The organism is Psychroflexus maritimus (genome assembly GCF_011089875.1).
GTDB classification, from domain to species: domain Bacteria; phylum Bacteroidota; class Bacteroidia; order Flavobacteriales; family Flavobacteriaceae; genus Psychroflexus; species Psychroflexus maritimus.
Genome location: NZ_JAANAS010000083.1, coordinates 92,125 through 113,023, shown reverse-complemented (window position 1 = coordinate 113,023; position 20,899 = coordinate 92,125). Strand labels below are relative to the sequence as shown.

Below are 20,899 nucleotides of genomic sequence, written 5' to 3'. Positions count from 1 at the left end.
TAAAAATTAACGCAGTAAATGGATGTTCTTATTGAACGAAATAGATGATTCAGTTTTAAACAGCAATCTACTTTACTTTTTTACTCCCCAATATCAAGATATTACGTCTTAAAAAAGTTCGTATCTTACTATTTAAAACAGTTTTGACAAAGTGAGAATAATCGAACTCAGGTTAATAAGTAAGGAGTAAGATAAAAAACCAAACAGCACTTCCAATTCCATAAGCCGCCCAATTTCTTTTTTCCTTTATTTTTTTAGCTTCTTTTCTATAAGTAGTATAGTAATCATAATCGTTTTGAAGCTTTTCGTTGTTAATTCTTAAGTTTTTATTTGAAGGAGCAGCGCTTGTGGTTATTGCAGCAGGAATAAAGCCTAAAACAGGAGAAGTTAGCGCAGCAGCAACTCCGGTCCAAACAGCACCAGAATTTTTCCCTTGGTAATTGTTTTGAGCATCTTTAATTGCTTGCATTTTTATTTTTTTAGTGTTTAATGCGCTCTGGTCGTCTTGATCAATCTCAATCTCGTTCTTTTGAAGCTCATCGTGCAAAGCCTCATAATAGAGTTCATAATCAATTGCAGTTAAATCATCATTAGCCGACACAAAGTCTTGGGCATTAGTTAGTTGCATCAGCAAAAAAAATAACAGGAAAACAGGAAATTGAAGTTTCATACGTATGAGTTTTTAATTGAATTATAAATAGTTACTAACAAATAAAAATAAAAAATTTAAGTTACGCAAGTTTAATCCTTTTTAAAATTGAGGCATTTTTTTTTTGATAGCCTAGGAAACGAAGAACTTTACTTGCCTCTAGCTGTTTTTTAATCGCTTAGTTTCAAAAGATGGAAAATTTTAGAGACAGGCTTATCGCTTAGCCCAGATAATTTTTTAATTTTACAACAAAGATTTTTCCTCATGTACATTATTTTTGATACCGAAACCACAGGACTTCCAAAGAATTTTAAGGCTCCAATTTCAGATTTAGACAACTGGCCAAGAGTCATACAGATTGCTTGGCAAGTGCATGACCAATGGGGAAATTTAGTAGAAGCTAAAGATTATTTAATCTACCCAGAAGGTTTTGATATTCCTTATGATTCTGAACGTATTCACGGTATTTCTACCGCTTTAGCTAAAGCCGAAGGTAAAGAACTGAATGTTGTTTTAGACGATTTTAATCGCGCTTTACAAATGAGCAAATTTGTTGTAGGGCAAAATGTAGGTTTTGATGTTAATGTAACAGGAGCAGAGTTTTTGCGTGCCGGTATTGAAAGTCCTATGACGGAAATGCCCGTTTTAGATACCTGTACAGAAACCACCGCTAGTTTGTGTAAAATTACTGGAGGAAGAGGCGGTAAATTTAAGCTCCCTACCTTAACTGAATTACACGAATATTTATTTGGCGAAGCCTTTGCTGAAGCACATAATGCCACTGCCGATGTAGAAGCAACAACACGTTGTTTTCTTGAATTAATCAGAAGAAAAACCTTTAGCGTCCAAGAGCTTCAACAGGTTCCAGGATACCTGGATGAGTTTACGGCTAAAAATCCAACGCCAATTCGTAAGCTTGGTCTTCAGCATATTAATTTAAAAAAGGCTTCAGAAGAAATTCGAAAGAAATTAGCAGCAGAGGAGCCAGAGGAAAAAATTTCAGAAGAAAAAATTGAAGAAAACTTAGCCACGCTAGAAAAAAGCAGTTTTGCGCATTTACATAATCATTCGCAATTCTCCATTCTTCAGTCAACGATGTCGGTAAAACAATTGGTTGAGCAAGCTGCCACCAATAAAATGCCTGCTGTAGCTTTAACCGATCATGCAAATATGATGGGAGCTTTTCATTTTGTTTCGGAAGCAAGTAAGCACAATAAAGCAGCCGAAGTGGAGAAAGCAAAAGCCGAAGAAGAAAAAAGATCGCCTCAAATTTACCCTATAAAACCCATTGTGGGATGTGAGTTTTTTGTATGCGAAGACCATACCAACAAAAACAGAAAAGACAATGGCTACCAAGTTGTTTTTTTGGCGAAAAACAAAAATGGTTACCATAATTTGGCTAAAATGTCTTCTAAAGCTTATACCGATGGATTCTATTATGTTCCTAGAATTGACAAACAAATTATAGAAACTTACAAGGAAGATATTATTGTACTTTCGGGAAATTTGTATGGTGAAGTGCCTAGTAAAATACTTAATTTAGGAGAAAAACAAGCAGAAGAAGCCCTAGTTTGGTGGAAATCTACCTTTGGAGATGATTTTTATATTGAATTAATGCGTCACCAACAAGAAGATGAAGACCGTGCCAATCAAGCACTTATAAAATTAGCTCAAAAACATGAAGTAAAATTAGTAGCTACCAATAATACGTACTACGCCAATCAAGAAGACGCTAACGCACATGATATTTTACTCTGCGTTAAAGACGGCGAAAAACAAGCTACTCCTAAAGGAAGAGGGCGTGGATACCGTTATGGTTTACCTAATGATGAGTACTATTTTAAGTCGGAAGAAGAAATGAAAGAACTCTTTAAAGACTTACCTGAAGCCATTACTAACACAGAAGAAATAGTTAATAAGGTAGAAGCTTTTGACTTACATCGAGATGTACTTTTACCTGCTTTTGATATTCCAGACGAGTTTAAAGATGCAAAAGACAAGGAAGATAAGGGTAAACGAGGAGAAAATGCCTATTTAAGACATATTACTTATTTAGGGGCTAAAAAGCGTTATGGCGAAATTACTGAAGCTATTCAAGAACGCTTAGATTTTGAATTAGAAGTAATTGCTAATACAGGTTATCCTGGGTATTTCTTAATTGTTGAAGATTTTATTAGAGAAGCAAGAAAAATGGGGGTTTCAGTTGGTCCAGGAAGGGGGTCTGCTGCAGGAAGTGCCGTGGCTTACTGCCTTAAAATTACCAATATAGATCCTATTCAATACGACTTACTTTTTGAGCGTTTCTTAAATCCTGAACGTGTAAGTATGCCCGATATTGATATTGATTTTGATGATGAAGGCCGAAGCAAGGTAATGGATTATGTTATTGAAAAATACGGAGCTAATCAGGTTGCGCAAATTATTACCTATGGAACCATGGCCGCTAAATCGGCTATTCGAGATACAGCAAGAGCCTTAGACCTACCGCTTTATGAAGCCGACCGAATTGCCAAGTTAGTGCCAGACATGTCTAAGTTATCCAAGATTTTTGGCAAAAATGAAAAAGAACTAAGAAGTAGTTTTAGGTCGGAAGATGTTGAAAAAGTACTTGAATTAATTAGTATTTCTGAAGACACTACTCCCGAATCTGAAACTGTAAATCAAGCGCGAATTTTAGAAGGATCGGTAAGAAATACAGGAATTCACGCCTGTGGTGTAATCATTACACCAGATGATATTACCAAGTTTGTGCCCGTTGCTTTAGCTAAAGATTCAGAGCTGTATGTAACTCAATTTGATAACTCGGTAGTAGAAGATGCTGGCTTACTTAAAATGGATTTCTTAGGCTTAAAAACGCTTACATTAATTAAGGATACCGTTGAAATTGTTAAAGGAAGGCATGGCGTTGAGCTGGATCCAGAAAGTTTTCCGTTAGATGATGTAGCAACCTACGAATTATTCCAACGCGGCGAAACAGTTGGAATTTTTCAGTATGAATCGCCGGGCATGCAAAAATACATGAAAGAACTCAAGCCTACGGTTTTTGAAGATTTAATTGCCATGAACGCACTTTACCGTCCAGGACCAATGGAGTACATTCCTAGTTTTATTGCTAGAAAACACGGAAAAGAAGAAATTTCCTACGATTTACCCGCCATGGAAGAATACCTTGAGGAAACCTACGGAATTACAGTTTACCAAGAGCAAGTTATGCTGCTTTCGCAAAAGTTGGCCAACTTTACTAAAGGTGAAGCCGATATCCTAAGAAAAGCCATGGGTAAAAAACTCAAAGATGTATTGGCTCAACTAAAGCCAAAATTTATAGGTCAGGCAAAAGATAACGGACACGATGAAGAAAAATTAGAAAAAATATGGAAAGACTGGGAAGCCTTTGCCAGTTATGCCTTTAACAAATCTCACTCTACTTGTTATGCTTGGATTGCCTACCAAACTGCGTATCTAAAAGCGCATTATCCCGCCGAATACATGGCCGCAGTTCTTTCAAATAACATGAGTGACATAAAAAAAGTAAGCTTCTTTATGGAAGAATGTAAGCGTATGGGCTTAAAAGTATTAGGCCCAGACGTAAACGAATCTTACTACAAATTTTCAGTAAATAAAGAAAATGCTGTGCGTTGTGGGATGGGAGCCATAAAAGGTGTTGGAAAACCCGCTGTAGAAACAATTATTATCAATCGAAAAAAAGAAGGCCATTTCAAGTCGATTTTTGATATGGCTAAGCGAATTGACCTTAGAGCAGCAAATAAAAAAGCCTTTGAAAGTTTAGCTTATGCAGGAGCCTTTGATAGTTTTCCTGATACACACAGAGCTCAGTATTTCCAAACTACCGATGGCGATTTAAGCTTTTTAGAAAAAGTGGTAAAATTTGCTGCCCGTTACCAAGAATCTAAAAACTCTGCGCAAGTGAGTTTATTTGGCGAAGCCAGTGATGTCCAAATACCAGAACCAGAGGTGCCTCCTTGCGAAGAATGGCCAACGATGAAAAAGCTTAAAGAAGAAAAAGAGGTGGTTGGAATTTTTATTTCAGGGCATCCTTTAGACGATTTTAAAACAGAAATTAAACATTTTACCAATGCCAAGCTAAGTATATTTAGAGAGGTAGAAAAATACTTAAATAGAGAACTAAGTGTTGCAGGGGTGGTTACCGACGTTATGCATAACGTAGGAAAAAACGGGCAAGGCTACGGAAAGTTTACCTTAGAAGATTACGATGAATCTCATGATTTCTGGCTTTTTGGTGAAGACTACCTTAAGCTAAGGCATTTTTTAGTAGTCGATCAGTTTATTTATGTCAAGTTTAGAAATAAGTCTTTCATCGATAAAAAAACTGGTGAACCTGGCAAACCAAGAACAAATATTATTCATATTAAACCCTTGCAAAATATCTTGGAAGAAATGGTGAAAAAAATGATACTTCAAGTAGATATTCACCAACTTAATGAAGATAAAATCAATTATTTAGATGAGTTGTTTAATGCACATAAAGGTAAGCATCAAGTTAACTTTGTTGTCTATGAAGCCACTCAAAAAATCAAAGTGAATATGCCTAGTAAAAAGCGCAAAGTTAACGTCTGTACTGAGCTGCTAGATGAAATTCAAAAATTAAATATTTCATTTAAACTAAATTAAACTAAGGCCAACAAACTAGTATAATGAAACATTTAAAAACTTTATTTATGGTGGTTAGCTTTGGGTTTTGCCTAGCTTCTTCAGCACAATACAAAAACTTTGAAGGAGTTGTTCATCTTGGTGTACCCACTGGTGAAGTTGAAGATTTTATAAATATTGTTTATGGCTTAGAGCTTACCTATTATTTATCAAATGATATTGGAGGTGTAATTGATTTAGGATTTACAGGTGGGTTTACAGAGTTTAATTATGATACTCAGGGCGGATTTATTGACGGCTATGATGCCAGTTTTTTGAAAATTGCTGCTAGTGGTAAACTAAATTTTCAAAACAATATTTATTTTTCTACCGACCTTGGCTACGCAATAGGCCTAGATCAAGTTGATGGAGGTCTTTATTTTTCGCCAAAAATAGGCTATCATTTTGACTCATTTTTAGTGCAACTATTTTATAGCCATATTAGAAATAATTCAAGAGGAGTAAATGATGCTGATTATTCATCCTTAGGTGTTGGCTTTGGAATTCGGCTGTAAAGCCAGTAATCAAAATGAATAAAAAACTGATTACTGATTTTATTTTTTATATTGCAATCAATAAATCACAAAACCAATGAAAATTAATTTTTTGCCTGCATTTATCTTTTTTTTGTTTAGTCTTGTTTACGCTCAAAAGATACAAGCCCAAAATGAATTAGGCTTTAAAGCGGCTTACTCTACTGAATTAGAAAGCTTTGGAGCTGGTGTTAGAGGGGTTTTACATATCAATGAATCCTTCTCGTTTTCACCAGAGATTACGGGCTTTTTACCCGTAGATAAAAATGTATTGTTACCTGGTAATGAAACTGGAAAACTCGAAACTAGATTAGTTCTTTTTAATGCCGACCTCCATTACAATTTAGACCTATATATTCCAGATTTCAATAGTTATTTACTCGCCGGATTTAATTATACCGATGTAGATAAACGACTTTCTGGCACAGAAGTTTTTGAAGATGCTTCAGCTAAAGATGTATTGCCGCTTAGAGAATCTGGTATTGGAGCTAATCTTGGCTTTGGTGTAGATTACACCATTCGCACCGGTTTAAAAGTTTTTGTTGAACCAAAGTATGTTTTTAACGATCTTAGCCAGTTTATTTTTAGCCTTGGTATTACCGCTTCTCTGTAAGTAAACTGGCTATTGATAGTTTGTGTTTTTATAAAATGGGCTTTGCCATTGAAGGAAAAGAAATAATTGATCAGCTCATCAAGTGTACCACATAAATTGAATTTAGCGCAACCTGCGTCAAATAATAAGTAAGAAAATGTATTCTAATAAGCCTAGTGCGTATTAACCTGAATTCAATTATAACTACTCTCAAGTACCAAAAGCTAGTTTGTCCTTTAAGCAAATCTAAACTTAGCTTGTAATTAAGAATGAAAAAAAATTAATATTCAGTTTACTTTAATCAGTAGTATTTTGTTTAGTTTTAAACTTTTAATAAGATAAAAATGAACAGAAGAAAATTTTTCAGAAATACAGCTATTGCCGGTGCAGGACTAGGTGTTTTAGGAGCTTGCACAAACCCACAACAACAAGCTCAAGAAAAGAAAAAAGCTAAAAATATCATTTTTCTAGTAAGTGACGGAATGAGTAATGGAACCTTAACTATGGCCGATACACTTAAGCATAAAAAAGAAGGAAAAGGGTCAAATTGGCTTAATTTATATAGAGAAAACCTTGTAACTAGAAGCTTAATGGATATGGCTTCAGCCAGTTCTTTAGTTACCGATTCAGCAGCTGCTTCTTCCTCTTGGGGAGGTGGTCACCGCATCCCTAATGGAGCAATTAATGTTGGTCGAGGTGGTGAAGAACATCAACCCCTTTGGCGAAAATTCAAAAATGCTGGAAAAAAGACAGGAATTGTTACAAGCGTTCCCGTTACCCACGCAACGCCAGCAGGCTTTTGTACCACCAGTAAATCTAGAAACGACCAAGCAGGCATTGCCCTAAAGTACTTGAGCCATGGTCCCAATGTTATTTTAGGAGGAGGACAGAAATACTTCGATGCTAATTCAAGAGAAGACCGAAGAAACCTTTACTCAGAGTTTCAATCAAAATCCTACGGTGTAGCTAAAAATAAAAGTCAGTTTAATCAAATTAATCAGGGTAACTTACTAGGTGTTTTTGATCAAGAAGGACTTCCCTATAGCTTAGATTTAATGCACAACAAAGACCTCACTGCCAAGGTGCCAACCTTAGCAGAAATGACGCAAAAGGCCATTGATTTAATGAAAAACCACCAAGAAGGTTTTGTGCTTCAAGTAGAAGGCGGAAAAGTTGATTGGGCAGCGCATGCCAATGATGCCGCAGCTTTATTGTATGACCAACTAGCTTTTGATGAGGCTATTGAAGTAGCTATGAACTTTGCGCAAAGCAATGAAGATACGTTAGTCATTGTTACCACAGATCACGGGAATGCTAACCCCGGTATGCTTTACGGAAAGAACGTAAATGAAAACTTTGATCGTTTACAGCACTTCAAAGCTACCAATGATTGGGTTTTACAAGGAATTTCTGAAAATGACTCAGTAGAAACAATTAGAGAACGGATTGAATTTGCCAACGGTTTTGGAATTCAAAAAGAGGAAGCTAAAGATTTATTGAGCTATTATACGAATTTAGAAAAAGAAGAAGGGCTATACAACTATAGAAACTTACCGTTTAAACGCTTATCTCAAATACAGCAGAATTATCATTCAGTAGGATGGGCAAGCGGAAATCATACCAGCGATTTTGTAGAATTAGCCGCTTTTGGCCCTGGAAAAGAACGCATCAATGCCTTTATAAAAAATACCGATTTACACTATATTTTACTTGAAGCCGCTGAGGTTGAAAATAAAATCTAATGCCAATTTAATGATCAAATCAATTGAAACATAAAAAAATCGCCTTCCAATACTGGGGCGATTTTTTTAGATTAAATGTTGATGGAATAATCAACGGTGGCTAATTCATGTTAATAATTCTTTTATTTAATCAATATTGAAATAAAAAATAGAATTACCAACGTCAGCCACCATCTAAAAACGCACCAAGCAAACTTGATGCAACTACCAAATTTGCCTTGTTCTTCGTTATTGTAAATATTAATTTATGGGTCATAGTCTTATTTAACAGACGTGAAATTTTTAAAATGGTTGCGCTATCTTATAAAAATAAAAAATTGTACTTTTACGTTTTAAGATGACAATTTTAAGTAAAAAAAAATAGAATGAGCAAAGACAACAAAGAAAAAGAAGCCAAGTTAAAAGCGCTTAAACTAACGCTTGATAAAATGGATAAAACCTACGGCAAAGGTACGGTGATGAAAATGAGTGATCAAGCAGTGATTGATGTAGATGCTATTCCATCTGGATCCTTAGGCTTAGATATTGCTTTAGGAGTAGGTGGGTATCCTAGAGGGAGAGTAGTAGAAATATACGGTCCAGAATCTTCAGGGAAAACTACTTTAACTTTACACGCTATTGCAGAAGCTCAAAAAGCAGGTGGAATTGCTGCATTTATTGATGCAGAACACGCCTTTGACAGAGTATATGCAGAAAACCTAGGAATTGACCTAGAAAACTTGATTATCTCTCAGCCCGACCATGGAGAGCAGGCGTTAGAAATTACAGAAAATTTAATTCGATCTGGAGCTATCGACATCGTGGTTATTGACTCGGTGGCTGCACTAACTCCTAAAAGTGAAATTGAAGGAGAAATGGGAGATTCAAAAATGGGGCTTCACGCCAGGTTAATGTCGCAAGCCTTAAGAAAAATGACCTCCACCATTAGTAAAACTAACTGTACGGTTATTTTTATTAATCAGCTAAGAGAAAAAATTGGAGTGATGTTTGGAAATCCAGAAACTACTACAGGGGGTAACGCTCTTAAATTTTACGCCTCTGTACGAATTGACATTAGAAGATCTACCCAAATTAAAGACAGTAATAGCGACGTTAGAGGAAATAAAACACGAGTAAAAGTAGTGAAAAATAAAGTTGCGCCTCCGTTTAAAATGACTGAATTTGATATCATGTATGGTCAAGGAATTTCTAAAGTAGGTGAAATTATTGATATTGGAGTGGAGTACGATATCGTGAAAAAAGCAGGAAGCTGGTTTAGTTATGAAGATACCAAACTAGGTCAAGGTAGAGATGCCGTTAAAACACTGCTTTTAGATAATCCAGACTTAATGGACGAACTAGAGAATAAAATTACCAAAGCAATAAAAGGAAAAGAACAAAGCTAAGGCTATTGAATTAAAATATATGAAACGTTTTTTATTTAATGTATCGCTTGTCGTGATTTTGGCTTCGTGTTCATCGAGAACCAATTTTATTGAATCCTCTAATTTTGCTTCAGTGGTTGAAGTTCAACCCCCCGACGTAGATTCACTGGTTATTGGCCAGGATTATGAGTTTATTGTTACCTACAATTTAGAAACTACATGTGATAACTTTGAGGAATTTCTTATTGAAGAAGACGAACGAGATTTGTACATAGGCACTGTTGTTAAAACTGTTGCAGAAAGCGGTTGTGAAATCATCAACACCCAAGTTACTTCCGATGAAGTTTTTTTGTTTACTGCTGAAGACAATGGCTTTGACCGGTATGAGTTTTTCTTCTTGCAAAATCCACAGGCAGAAGGCGAAAGCGCTTACATTAAATTTGAATTCCCGCTAGTTAGTGAGTAATGATAACAAAACAAATTATACATCGGTGCAAAAAACAAGATTTAAAAGCCCAAAAGGAGCTTTATGATTTTTTTGCACCTGTATTGTTTGGAATTTGTTTGAAGTATTCTAGAAATTACCAAGAAGCAGAAGATAATTTACACGACACATTCATCACTGCTTTTGAGAAAATTGAACAATTTAAGTTTAAAGGTTCGTTTGAAGGATGGATAAAACGAATATGCGTGAATACTTGCTTATCTCGCTATAGGAATCAAAAAGTTTTTGAATTAATTAATGAAGACCAGATTGAAGAAATCAGTCCTTTAGAAAATTCGCAGCAGCAAATACCACTTAATCAACTTTTAAAATGCATACAAGAATTACCTAATCGGTATAGAATGGTATTTAACTTGTATGTCTTAGATAATTATTCGCATCAAGAAGTAGCCGAATTACTTTCAATATCTGTTGGCACTTCAAAGTCTAATTTGTCAAGAGCAAAAGCAATTTTGAAACCCAAAATTGAAGCCTACATCAACCAAAGAAAAGTTTCTAATGGCTAATGATAAAAAAAACATAGAAGATGTTTTTAAAGCCTTAAACGACTTTAAAGTAGAACCACAAGCTCAGGTTTGGGAAGGTATTGAAAAGAAGTTGGTAGAGAAAAACAAACCTATTGCTTGGTTTACTTTTAGGTATGCCGTTGGTTTTATTGCTTTACTTTCTGTTGGTGTTGCTATCTTGTTAAACCTAATTCAGCCTCCTGCTGATTTTGCTATAAAAAACAGCATCAGTTACCAAAAAATAATCAACAAACATTTGCTCAATTCTTCCTTGCTCAATATTCAAAAAGTAGAACAAAAAACCATCAACTCTATTAAAACCTCAGCCCTAAGTTCTACATCAAAGCTTAAAACAAGTTATAAAAAAACTATTGTTTCGCCTAAGATACAGGCAAAAGAAAAGACGAAGCCTGTTAATTCTTCACATGAAAATGATTTATTCACTGCAGCTCAAAGTAATTATGCTTCTGCTTCAAAAGAAAACGGTTTTTTTGATGCTTTACATCAACTAAGCTTTCAACAAGCAGATTTTAAAATTCAACTTCAGCCAATGCGTTTAAACGACCTTCCGCTGGCTTCCGTTCAAAATCAGAACACCTCAAGACAGCTGGCTAATCAAATAAAGAATGAAAAGGAAGAAGTTTCAACATCAAATCAACTAGAAAAAAGAAGTCTTTTATCAAGATTTAGTGTTACGCCAGGAGTTTCGCCTGTATTTAGTGGAGGTAATTCGGCTGCAAGTTATGCCAAAGAAATGAAGGAGACCGCTCAAGGAACAACCAACTTATCCTTTGGTTTGCAAGTGGCTTATGAAGTAACAGATAAACTTAGCCTAAGAACAGGTGTGCATCAAATTGGCTCGGGTTATCAAACCAATAACATAGTAGCTAGCTACCAATCCAACCCCAATCAAATAGCAACTATTGCCATGGGTGCTGGAGCAAATCTTACGTTTATGGACGCAAAAACTTTTTCAGAAGTAACTAACCCTAACGCACGTGTGCCCTACAGCGAAACTTCATTAACCCACGAATTAGGCTTTTTAGAAATTCCAATGGAAGCTTCCTACCAAGTAATAAACAAAAAAATAGGGGTTAGCTTAATTGGCGGCATGAGTACGTTACTCGTCAATGAAAACCGAATTTTAGGTGACTTTCAAGGCGAAACCTATCGAATAGGAAGGGCTAACAACGTAAATTCAACAAGTTTTAGCGCTAATTTTGGAATGGGTTTTAATTATCAATTTACAAAAAAAATCAAGTTTCATATAGAACCTAATTTAAGGTATCAAATCAATACTTTTGATTCGGCTACAACTAATTTTAAACCTTATATGATAGGGGTGTTTTCTGGAATTAAATTTGAATTTTAAACTCCAATTTCTCCTTGAAGTTTGTAGTTTAGACAAGTTTTTTTTTGTTTATCCAATTTCCTAAAGCTGAAGCGCTTGAATAATTGTTGAAATCTTTTCACAAAAAAATGATTTAATCTAGCTTATAAATTAAAATTAAATTTAAATTTGAGGGTTCGAAAAAAATAATTTATGCGAATTGAAAATTACATCAAAGACCTCCTTTACCGCTACGACTGTGTTATTGTTCCAGGATTAGGTGCTTTTGTTGTGAAATTTGAAAATGCTAAAATCAATTCTTCTACCAATACACTTTTTCCACCAAGAAGAAAACTTGTTTTTAACGGACAACTAAAATCAGATGATGTACTTTTAGTTAATTACATTAGTCAAAAAGAATACCTGGACCTAGAAGATGCTAAAAAATATTTAGCTTCTTACGTAGAAGACTTATATCAAGTACTTCAAATTGAACGAAGTTTTCATTTAAAAGGCTTAGGAGAAATTCAATTAACCGAAGAAGACCAACTCACTTTTGCTCCTTCAGAAAAACACAATTTTCATAAGGCTAGTTTTGGACTTTCGCCTTTTCAAATCAGTGCGCTTCAATTGCAAACCGCTGCCACAGAAAAAGCGGATATTCAACTCCAAACACCGGTAGCTAAAACACCTAAAAAACCCTATCTAAAATACGCCGCCTTACTTATTATTGCAGTATTAGCGGGTAGTTTTGGAGCCTATTTAATCGATCAAGAAAAACAACATAAGCATCAAGAAAGCCTAGCCAAAAAAGCCGAAGAAAAAATTCAGCAAGAAATACAATCGGCTAACTTTTTTATTTCAACGCCATTACCTACCATAGAAATTGAGCTTAAAAATAAACAAACAGACGATTTAAGTCAGCTGAATTATCATGTGATAGCGGGTGCTTTCAGAAATAAGAAAAATGCAGAAAAGAAAATAAAACAATTACAGGACTTAGATTACCAAGCGCGTTATTTAGGAAAAAACAACTACAATTTGCATCAGGTTGCTTATCAATCTTTTGCTCAGCGAAGCGAAGCTCTACACCTACTCAAAAAAGTAAGGGCTACACATCAAAAATCGGCGTGGTTGTTTGTTGGTTCACTTACTCATAATTCAGATTTAAACAAGTAGCTAACTTGAAAACAAGAATATTTTTCTTTAGCTCCATCATTTACTAGTTGCAAAAAGAATTAATTCAGTTTATTCTTTAACTTGTAGTCAGAATTTAAAATTAAATTAAATTTTTGCGAATGTGCAGGCGAACATGGATTTTTAATTCCGCATAGCTTACCTTTGCCAAAAAATAACATTTTCATGGATTTGAAAACCCCAGAAGATTCTAAAACTACCTTAACCGACCTTGTTTTACCAGGCGAAACCAATCCGTTAAACAACCTTTTTGGTGGTGAACTTTTAGCTAGAATGGACCGCGCAGCAAGTATTGCCGCAAGAAGACACTCTAGAAGAATTGTAGTCACTGCTTCAGTAAATCACGTGGCCTTTAATAAAGCCGTACCTTTAGGCAGTGTAGTAACTGTAGAGGCAAAAGTTTCCCGTGCTTTTAAAACATCAATGGAAATTTTTATTGATGTTTGGATTGAAGACCGTGAAAGCGGAAGAAGCACCAAAGCCAATGAAGCAATCTATACTTTTGTTGCGGTAGATGACACAGGAAATCCTGTACCAATTCCTCAAATTGAACCGCAATCTAAATTAGAAAAAGAGCGTTTTGATGCAGCTTTAAGAAGAAAACAACTCAGCTTGGTTTTAGCAGGTAAAATGAACCCTAAACAAGCTACCGAATTAAAAGCATTATTTGAATAAAAACACCTATCATGTACACAGCAATTAAACATTTACACTCGTATTGGGCATACTTAGTTGTGCTTATTGTCTTTTTAGCAACAATCAACGCTTTAGTGAAGTACTTTGGCAAAAAACCCTATGAATCTAAAGACTTTAGAATTTCATTATTTGCACTCATCGTAACCCATATTCAACTTCTCATTGGTATTGTTATTTATTTTGTAAGTCCATATTTCCAAGCTTTTTCTAACCAAGGCATGGGCGAAGTAATGAAAGACAGCACCTTGCGCTTGTACTTGATTGAACATCCTTTAACAATGATTGTAGCCACGGTCCTAATTACTATGGGTTACTCTAAACACAAGAAAGTATTATCTTCAAGACCAAAATTTAAAAAAGTTGCTCTCTTTTATACCCTTGCCCTACTTTTAATATTATCTAGAATTCCTTGGCAAGCTTGGTTTTAATTTAATGAGAAGATTTTAACAACTTCGCTTACAAGCTATTTTTCATAGAAGTAGATAAGTCCACTTTATTTTTGAAAAAAATACATCAAAAACTAAGAAAATTCAGTAAAAATGTGGACTTTTGCAGTTATTTTGAAAGCGAAAAGTACATTTTAAATGGAAGATAAAAAGTTTGATTTAAATTCGGTTATCGGATTTTTGTTAATTGGTTTAATCCTTTTCTGGATGGTTTATATGAACCAAGACGAAGCCGAAGAGGGAAACCTAAATGAAGCAACTAAAACTGAACAAGTAGCGCCTGAAGAAGCCGATAGTCTAACTTCAAATGAAGCCGTTGCTTCTCAGCCCACTTCTCAAGATGCCCAAGTAAGTGATTCTATAGCAAGTATTCTTGCCCAACAAAAATTGGGTAGTTTTGCCTTATCCGAAATGCTTGCCAAAGAGCAAGACCAAGACTACACTTATATAGAAAATGAATTTTTAAAGTTAAAAGTTAGTCACTACGGAGGGCAAATAGTAGATGCCAAACTCAAGCAACACGAAAACTATTTGGGCGAGCCAATCTACATTGCTAAAGAAGGAAACTCCGAATTTAATATCGAATTAAAAACACGCGATGGAAGAACGCTACAAACCAAAGACTTATATTTTGTTCCTGAACTAAAACAAGAAGGAGACAACCAAGTCTTGACCATGCGTTTAAAAGCAGACCAAGATAAATATCTAGAATATAGATACCTGATTAAACCCAACGACCACATGTTGGATTTTGGTATGCGCTCGCAAGGATTAAGTTCTATCCTTTCAGGCGATACAGAAGCCTTACTCACTTGGCAAATTAAATCTTTAAGACATGCCAAAAGTATTTCTTATGAAAACCAACACGCTGAAATTATTTTTCAATACGATGGTGGTAAAGACGATTATACCAATCAGCGTGAATTAACCGAAGAAACAGGAGACAAAGTAGATTGGGTAGCATATAGACAACACTTTTTTAGTGCTATTCTACTTACCGATTCACCTTTTAAAAACGGAAAATTTATCTCTGAAAATCTTGTTCAAGACAAACAAGTTGACACCGTTTTTACCAAAAAATACACTTCAGAAATTGCGCTTCAACTTAAAGGTGGAGAATTTGCCGAGCAAATGAACCTCTATTACGGACCTACCGATATCAAAATTTTAAGTACTTATGAACGTGATTTAGACAAAGTTGTTCCTTTAGGCTGGGGAATTTTTGGTTGGATCAATAAATATATGTTGATTCCGTTTTTTGGTTTCCTACTTAGCTTTATACCTAGTTATGGATTAGCTATTATTGTAATGACTATTACCGTGCGTATATTACTTTCGCCTGTAACTTATAAATCCTATTTGTCGCAAGCTAAAATGAAAGTTTTACGTCCTGAAATTGCTCAAATTAATGAAAAGCATAAGGACAATGCCATGAAAAAACAACAGGAAACCATGAAATTGTATAGTAAAACCGGAGTAAGTCCGTTGAGCGGCTGTATTCCTGCTTTGCTTCAGATTCCTATTTTCTATGCTTTATTTAGGTTCTTCCCAAGTGCATTTGATTTACGTCAAAAAGGATTTTTATGGGCCGATGACTTATCAAGTTATGACGTGATTTTTGAATGGGACGCCTACATTCCTTTAATTTCTTGGGCCTATGGAAACCACGTGAGTTTGTTTCCTATTTTAGCCTCCATTGCAATTTTTGGTTACATGCAAATGACTACAGGCCAAAACATGCAACAAATGCAACAACCGGGGATGCCAAATATGAAGGTAATTATGTACATTATGCCCTTTGGTATGCTGATTTTCTTTAATAATTATGCCAGTGGACTTTCCTTATATTACTTTATCTCTAACTTAATTACCATTGGAATTATGTTAGTTATCAAAAATGTAATCATTAAGGAAGATAAAATCCTTCAGAAAATAGAAGAAAACAAGAAAAAGCCGAAGAAGAAAAAAGGAAAGTTTGCCCGTAAAATGCAAGAAATAATGGAGCAAGCAGAGGAACAAAAAAAGCTAAGGGAAAAAGACCCGAAGAAGAAATAATATCAATTTATAGTTAACAAAAAATCCAACACTCATTTGAACGTTGGATTTTTTTTTTGCTCTTATACCAATTTGACTATTAAATGTCGTTTATAGAGTGAAATTACAACATTGGATGGTTAGTTGGTATTAAATATTAATTACTATAGGCTTTAATAGTTCCTCCAGAATTAGTGTCTTTTACTCTATTTTTAATTCCTGAATTATGTTTGATGATTGCTCCGCTAGTGGCTTTTGCTTCAAGTCCTTCTTCCACATTCAAGTTGATGTTTGCCCCAGAATTAGCTTTTGCTTTTGCCTTTTTAGCTAAGAAGGTTTCAGCTTCAAAACCAGAACCACTGGTAGATTTTACCACTAAGTATGCGGCTGAGCCAGTAAGATGAATGGAAGCCCCAGAAGTAGTTTCAGCAGCTAATTTTTCACCTTCAAAACTTAATTCAAGTTTAGAGCCGCTTGTTGAAACTAAATTCAAATTGCCTGAGTGTTTGATATCTTCCGCAATTAAATATACCCCGCTTGAAGTTTTAATTTCAGTTAATTCTTGATTATAATACAATTGAATCAATTTTGAATCGGCTTTCTTGATGAGCTTCTCTGAATCGATTTTTAAACGGTTTCCTTTTTGTTCAATTTCTAGTAGTTCTACTAAATTTTCATTGGCTTCCAAAACTATCTTGTTTTCATCAGATGGAATTAGTAAAACTTTCCATCCAGAATGAAGGCTTAATTGATTAAAATTATCAATTTCAAATTCATTCATTACTACGGGACCTTCTCCTTCCACTTGAACTACCATCATGTCTTGACAAGATACTAGGCTAATAGATAATAAAATAAAAACAAAGAATTTGTTGAGTGTGATCATGCTTTGTTGTTGTTTTAGGTTGTTTATTCTTCGCAATTTAAACATTTTATTGTATTTCCTTTAATTCTGAAATAGTTGTTTCAACTCACGGAGTAGTTAAAAAAAAAGATAAACCACTGAAAAATAAAATAAACCACTGAAAAAGAAGATTGAAAAAGCCGAACGAATTAGGCAACAGATAACAGATTTTCAACAATTTTAAAAGTGATTAAAGTGTTAGGAGCGAAAGGGAAATTTGACGTAGAACTGAATGACCATAAAGTAGCATACTAACTCGAAAAGAATGCCGATGGCCTAACAGCGCAAATAGTTTCTTCTTTATAATAAAACAGAAAGGAATAAAGGGCGTTTTATTGCGGTAATTTTAATTGATAAATGGTATTAACACTTTTGTCAACTTTTAGGTCGTATCTTTGCACACCGAAAAATAATACCTATGCGCACAAAGTCGTTGAAAAAAAACAAAATTAATGTAGTTACCTTAGGTTGTAGCAAAAACTTATACGACTCAGAAGTTTTAATGGGACAACTAAAAGCCAACGGCAAAGAAGTAGCTCATGAACAACAAGGCAATGTGGTGGTCATTAATACCTGTGGTTTTATTGATAACGCCAAAGAAGAATCGGTCAATACCATTCTAGATTTTGCCCAACAAAAAAAAGAAGGAAAAGTAGATAAAGTTTTTGTTACCGGATGTTTGTCTGAACGCTATAAACCCGATTTACAAAAAGAAATCCCCAATATTGATCAGTATTTTGGAACCACCGAATTACCCAGTTTATTAAAAGCACTTGGCGCTGATTACAAACACGAATTAATTGGTGAACGATTAACCACTACACCAAAAAATTACGCCTACCTCAAAATTGCCGAAGGCTGTGACCGTCCTTGTTCTTTTTGTGCAATTCCTTTAATGCGCGGTGGACACAAGTCGAAACCCATCAACGAATTAGTGATTGAAGCTGAAAAATTAGCTGCCAACGGGGTCAAGGAATTAATTTTAATTGCGCAAGATTTAACCTACTACGGGTTAGATTTATACAAAAAAAGAAACTTAGCAGAATTGCTACAAAACTTAGTAAAAGTTGAAGGTATTGAATGGATTAGATTGCATTATGCCTTTCCTACTGGTTTTCCTGAAGATGTATTGGAGGTGATTAGAGAAGAGCCTAAGGTTTGCAATTACATCGATATCCCGCTGCAACACATCAATGATGAATTACTGAAGTCCATGCGCAGAGGAACCAACCATAAAAAAACAACCGATTTACTTAAAAAGTTTAGAACAAGAGTTCCCGGAATGGCAATTAGAACCACATTAATTGTGGGTTACCCCGGCGAAACGGAAGAACAATACCAAGAATTAAAAGAATGGGTAAAAGAAATGCGCTTTGAACGCTTAGGTTGCTTTACCTATTCGCATGAAGAAAATACTCATGCCTACAATTTAGAAGACAACGTGCCTGAAGAAGTGAAAATGCAACGCGCCAACGAAATCATGGAAATTCAATCGCAAATTTCATGGGAATTGAACCAAGAAAAAATTGGCAAGACTTTTAAATGTGTCATCGATCGTAAAGAAGGAAATCATTTTGTAGGCAGAACAGAATTTGATTCACCAGATGTGGATAACGAAGTTTTGATTGACGCTACAAAGTTTTATTTAAAAACAGGCGATTTTGCGCTCGTGAAAGTTATAGACGCCGCCGACTTTGATTTATTTGCTGAACCTGTAAACCCTGACCAATAAGTAGTTATGATTAAAGAATATACCTCGGCTACTAATGCTATTTCAATACGTTTTGCCATCATTTTTGCGCTCAGTATTTTGGGTTGGTTGATGACTGATTTTTTTGTAGAAGACTTAGACCGACTTCACTTTGGAATAATTGCAGTAATTGCTATTTTATTATCCCCAAGGTATTCTTCATACACCAAGCAAAGTCAGAAAATCCATTGCTTAAAATGGTGGGGATTTTCAGTACTGCGCTAATTCCCTAAAAGCCGAAGCCAGAAGCCTCCCCCAACCTCCCGAAGCCGGAAGCCTCCCCCAACCCCTCCAAAGGAGGGGGGTGTTGTTTTGAAATCGAATTCATATTTTTAGTTCCAATCAAATCTCCCCCCTCAGAGGGGGGCAGGGGGGTGTTCCCAGCACTCTCCAAACCCCTATTGCCTGCGGCATTTCCCCCGGGGGGAAACAATTTGTTTTGAAATCGAATTCATATTTTTAGTTCCAATCAAATTTCCCCCCTCGGAGGGGGGTGTAGGGGGGTGTTCCCAGCACTCTCTAAACCCCCCTTGCCTGTGCTGAGTATAATCGAAGTAAGGGGGGCAGGGGGGTGTTTTTTGTTTTGAAATCGAATTAATAGGCTGATTTCCAAACTTCTCTCTTCTTATTTCTTAATTCACTTCGACTATGCTCACTTCGATTATGCTCACTTCGACTAAGCTCAGTGCAAGCAGCGCAAGCAGTGCATCGCTTTGTACTTAATTCACTTCAATTGTAGTCAGTCCAAGTACAAATCGATTAATCCTGTGGGGGTTTGAAAGTAAAAGGTGGCGTTGGCTTTATCGATTTTCTGAATAAATTCATCATTTACAGGTATAAGGATTTCTTTTCCTGAGGGGTGCTTCAGCTGAAATAAAGCTTGTGGAGATTGGTCGTTAACGCCTGTAATTTCACCTAAATCGCCATGCCTGGCATCAATGGCTTTAAAACCGATAATTTCGTGGTAGTAAAATTGATTTTCGTTGAGTGGGGGCAACTGACTTAAGGGGAGGAAGGCTTCAAAATTAATGAGTTCGTCTGCATCAGCTTCTTCCTCTATATCTTCAAATTTAACGCGAAGTAAATTAGATTTGTGCAACTGAGAAGATTCAATAAAAAAAGGAATCAGTTGCCGGCGGAAATCCACCAAAACTGATTCCAAATTTTCGTAAGATTCAGGTTCGTCTGTATCTAATTTAATTAGCAACTCCCCTTTAAAGCTGTATTTACTAACGATTTTTCCTAGGTAAAAGCAATCTTCCTTGGTCATCGTTAGCTCGTTTTAGGCTTCTTTATCTTCCTTTTTTTCGTCTGCCTGTGCAGTCGTTTCTTCAACGGGAGTTTCTTCAGTTGTTGCTTCGGCAACTTCTTCCGTGGTTTCTTCCGTAGATTTTTCGGCTGCTTCTTCAGCTAAAGTTGCATCTACAGCGGCTTTACGCTTGGCATTTGCTTCTTTTTCTGCGGCTAAAGCTTTTTGTTTAGCTTCCGAAGTACTTTGTTCTACTTGTTGTGTTTTAGAGAATACTTTGTCCTCTTTTTCTTTCAACCAAGCTTCAAACTTTTCATTGGCTTGCTCTTCTGTAAGCGCACCTTTGTCAACTCCTGCAAGCAGGTGTTTTTTTAACATGGCTCCTTTGTAGGAAAGGATTCGTTTAGCGGTGTCTGTGGGTTGAGCACCATTACGCATCCATTTTACAGCACCATCTACGTTTAATTCAATAGTGGCTGGATTTGTAGTGGGGTTGTAAATTCCTAATTTCTCTAAGAATTTACCATCTCTTTTAGCACGTCCATCGGCTGCAACAATCCAAAAGAAAGGCTTTCCTTTCTTACCGTGTCGCTGTAATCTAATTTTTACTGGCATAGTAATTAAATTTTGAGGTTCGAAACCTCTGTTATTAATTGATTTTAAATAAGCTGCAAATATAGAATTATAATTTATCACTTTACACAAAACAGATTAATTTTTTTATTTTACATTTG

The 20,899-nt window shown here is 35.5% G+C and carries 18 protein-coding genes; 14 read left to right on the top strand and 4 right to left on the bottom strand.

What is annotated here, in order from left to right; genetic code table 11:
- Positions 1-172 precede the first annotated feature (172 nt).
- The gene (locus tag G7034_RS10295) at positions 173-670 is read right to left on the bottom strand and encodes a hypothetical protein (RefSeq protein ID WP_166400876.1); all 498 of its coding nucleotides are present in this window, start codon (positions 668-670) and stop codon (positions 173-175) included.
- A gap of 243 nt (positions 671-913) precedes the next feature.
- On the opposite strand from G7034_RS10295, the gene dnaE reads away from it, so the two are divergent.
- The 12 genes from dnaE to yidC all read left to right on the top strand — a co-directional run bounded on the left by dnaE (position 914) and on the right by yidC (position 16,283).
- Positions 914-5,299 carry a DNA polymerase III subunit alpha gene (gene dnaE / locus G7034_RS10290; RefSeq protein WP_166400875.1) on the top strand — a complete coding sequence of 1,462 codons (4,386 nt, stop codon included), beginning with the start codon at positions 914-916 and terminating at the stop codon, positions 5,297-5,299.
- 23 nt (positions 5,300-5,322) lie between these two features.
- On the top strand, positions 5,323-5,832 hold the full coding sequence (locus G7034_RS10285) for a hypothetical protein (RefSeq protein ID WP_166400874.1): 510 nt from the start codon (positions 5,323-5,325) through the stop codon (positions 5,830-5,832).
- Positions 5,833-5,908: 76 nt separating this feature from the next.
- The gene (locus G7034_RS10280; protein WP_166400873.1) at positions 5,909-6,463 is read left to right on the top strand and encodes a hypothetical protein; all 555 of its coding nucleotides are present in this window, start codon (positions 5,909-5,911) and stop codon (positions 6,461-6,463) included.
- Positions 6,464-6,786: 323 nt separating this feature from the next.
- Positions 6,787-8,184: an alkaline phosphatase gene (locus G7034_RS10275; protein ID WP_166400872.1), complete on the top strand. Its 1,398-nt coding sequence runs from the start codon at positions 6,787-6,789 to the stop codon at positions 8,182-8,184.
- A gap of 365 nt (positions 8,185-8,549) precedes the next feature.
- Positions 8,550-9,569, top strand: a complete 1,020-nt coding sequence (gene recA, locus G7034_RS10270) for a recombinase RecA (protein ID WP_166400871.1) — start codon at positions 8,550-8,552, stop codon at positions 9,567-9,569.
- Between the two features lie 19 nt (positions 9,570-9,588).
- Positions 9,589-10,014 carry a hypothetical protein gene (locus G7034_RS10265; RefSeq protein ID WP_166400870.1) on the top strand — a complete coding sequence of 142 codons (426 nt, stop codon included), beginning with the start codon at positions 9,589-9,591 and terminating at the stop codon, positions 10,012-10,014.
- Positions 10,014-10,559 carry an RNA polymerase sigma factor gene (locus G7034_RS10260; RefSeq protein ID WP_166400869.1) on the top strand — a complete coding sequence of 182 codons (546 nt, stop codon included), beginning with the start codon at positions 10,014-10,016 and terminating at the stop codon, positions 10,557-10,559. The genes G7034_RS10265 and G7034_RS10260 overlap by 1 nt, the downstream gene beginning before the upstream one ends.
- The gene (locus G7034_RS10255; protein WP_166400868.1) at positions 10,552-11,931 is read left to right on the top strand and encodes an outer membrane beta-barrel protein; all 1,380 of its coding nucleotides are present in this window, start codon (positions 10,552-10,554) and stop codon (positions 11,929-11,931) included. Before G7034_RS10260 ends, G7034_RS10255 begins: the two co-directional genes overlap by 8 nt.
- A 171-nt stretch (positions 11,932-12,102) precedes the next feature.
- Entirely contained in the window at positions 12,103-13,068 is a 966-nt protein-coding gene (locus G7034_RS10250) for an HU domain-containing protein (RefSeq protein WP_166400867.1), read from the top strand.
- Between the two features lie 183 nt (positions 13,069-13,251).
- Positions 13,252-13,761, top strand: coding sequence for an acyl-CoA thioesterase (locus G7034_RS10245; RefSeq protein ID WP_166400866.1), 510 nt, complete (start codon positions 13,252-13,254; stop codon positions 13,759-13,761).
- A gap of 11 nt (positions 13,762-13,772) precedes the next feature.
- Positions 13,773-14,210, top strand: coding sequence for a hypothetical protein (locus G7034_RS10240; RefSeq protein WP_166400865.1), 438 nt, complete (start codon positions 13,773-13,775; stop codon positions 14,208-14,210).
- A gap of 156 nt (positions 14,211-14,366) precedes the next feature.
- Complete coding sequence (gene yidC, locus G7034_RS10235; RefSeq protein ID WP_166400864.1) at positions 14,367-16,283, top strand: membrane protein insertase YidC; 1,917 nt, start codon at positions 14,367-14,369, stop codon at positions 16,281-16,283.
- A gap of 136 nt (positions 16,284-16,419) precedes the next feature.
- Here the strand turns inward: yidC and G7034_RS10230 are convergent, their stop codons facing one another.
- Positions 16,420-17,193, bottom strand: coding sequence for a GIN domain-containing protein (locus tag G7034_RS10230; RefSeq protein ID WP_166400863.1), 774 nt, complete (start codon positions 17,191-17,193; stop codon positions 16,420-16,422).
- 391 nt (positions 17,194-17,584) lie between these two features.
- Here G7034_RS10230 and rimO point away from each other — a divergent pair, with 391 nt between their 5' ends.
- Both rimO and G7034_RS10220 read left to right on the top strand, forming a co-directional pair.
- Positions 17,585-18,898, top strand: coding sequence for a 30S ribosomal protein S12 methylthiotransferase RimO (gene rimO, locus G7034_RS10225; protein ID WP_166400862.1), 1,314 nt, complete (start codon positions 17,585-17,587; stop codon positions 18,896-18,898).
- Between the two features lie 6 nt (positions 18,899-18,904).
- Entirely contained in the window at positions 18,905-19,141 is a 237-nt protein-coding gene (locus G7034_RS10220; RefSeq protein ID WP_166400861.1) for a hypothetical protein, read from the top strand.
- Positions 19,142-19,655: 514 nt separating this feature from the next.
- On the opposite strand, the gene rimM is transcribed toward G7034_RS10220, so the two are convergent.
- Both rimM and G7034_RS10210 read right to left on the bottom strand, forming a co-directional pair.
- The gene (gene rimM, locus G7034_RS10215) at positions 19,656-20,186 is read right to left on the bottom strand and encodes a ribosome maturation factor RimM (protein WP_166400860.1); all 531 of its coding nucleotides are present in this window, start codon (positions 20,184-20,186) and stop codon (positions 19,656-19,658) included.
- A 12-nt stretch (positions 20,187-20,198) separates the two neighbouring features.
- Entirely contained in the window at positions 20,199-20,780 is a 582-nt protein-coding gene (locus G7034_RS10210; protein ID WP_166400859.1) for a 30S ribosomal protein S16, read from the bottom strand.
- Positions 20,781-20,899 lie beyond the last annotated feature (119 nt).